This is a genomic window from Rhizobium giardinii bv. giardinii H152 (assembly GCF_000379605.1).
GTDB lineage: Bacteria > Pseudomonadota > Alphaproteobacteria > Rhizobiales > Rhizobiaceae > Pararhizobium > Pararhizobium giardinii.
Map to the genome: position 1 here is coordinate 1 of NZ_KB902667.1, position 1,026 is coordinate 1,026.

1 protein-coding gene is annotated in these 1,026 nt (G+C 57.1%); it reads right to left on the bottom strand.

All coding sequences use genetic code 11. From position 1 onward, the window contains the following. Positions 1-44: 44 nt before the first annotated feature. Positions 45-1,026, bottom strand: a 982-nt coding sequence (locus A3AY_RS35345) for an aminotransferase class V-fold PLP-dependent enzyme (RefSeq protein ID WP_018326391.1), incomplete at its 5' end; no start/stop codon positions are given.

Sequence of the window (1,026 nt, forward strand, 5' to 3'; positions counted from 1 at the left end):
CCCCCACATCTGCGGTCATGCCTCGCCGCTTGGGACGAGCTGCTTCATTCGTACGAGGCAATACCAGCAATCGCCTCCAGGAACGCATCGATCTCTTCCTCAGTGTTGTAATAATGTGGCGACGCTCGCACCACGGGCGGGAGTTGTCGCGTATAGGCGTCAACGGGTGTACTAGAGGGAGGGGAAACTGAGACGTTAATTCCCTTGCCAGTTAGATAAGCCATGACGGCTTGCGCGTCCCAGCCGCTGACTGTGAAAGAGACGATGGAAGCAAGATGCGCCCCGAGATCATGGACCGATACGGCGCTCATCCCCCTCAGGCCTTCGCGAAGCTTGGAAGAGAGGTGATTGCAACGCTCTTCGATGGCCTCCAGCCCAATGTCGAGCGCGTAATCCACTGCTGCGCGCAGGCCAAGACGAACCGAATAGTTCTTCTCCCACGTTTCAAAACGTCTGGCATCAGGTCTCAATTCGTATCGACCCGGCGCAGTCAAAGGCGCGCCATAGAGGTCGATCATCGCTGGCTCAATCTTCTCCAGCAACGACTTGCGCATATACATGAATCCGGTTCCCCGCGGCGCGCGGAGAAACTTCCTGCCAGTAGCGGTGAGGATGTCGCAGCCGAGCGCGTTAACATCTATCGGAGTTTGACCCGCAGCTTGGCATGCGTCGAGCAGATATAGAATGCCATTTTCGCGCGCTATCCGACCGATCGCTGCTGCTGGATTGATAAGCCCGCCGTTCGTCGGGATCCAGGTAACCGCTATCAACCGAACGCGCTCATCAAGCATTTTCGCCAGCGCGTCCGGATCGAGGACGCCAGACGGGTCATTTGGTATGATTTCGATCGACACGCCGGTGCGCTTGGCAACCTGCAGAAAGGCGACGTAGTTGGCTGCAAATTCAGCACTTGCCGTCAGGATCCGGTCCCCGGGCCCAAAGGACAGGGAATAAAAGGCGCGCTGCCAAGCGATCGTTGCATTTTCAGCTATCGCTATCTCATCGCTGGCGCAGTTTACGAAAGTG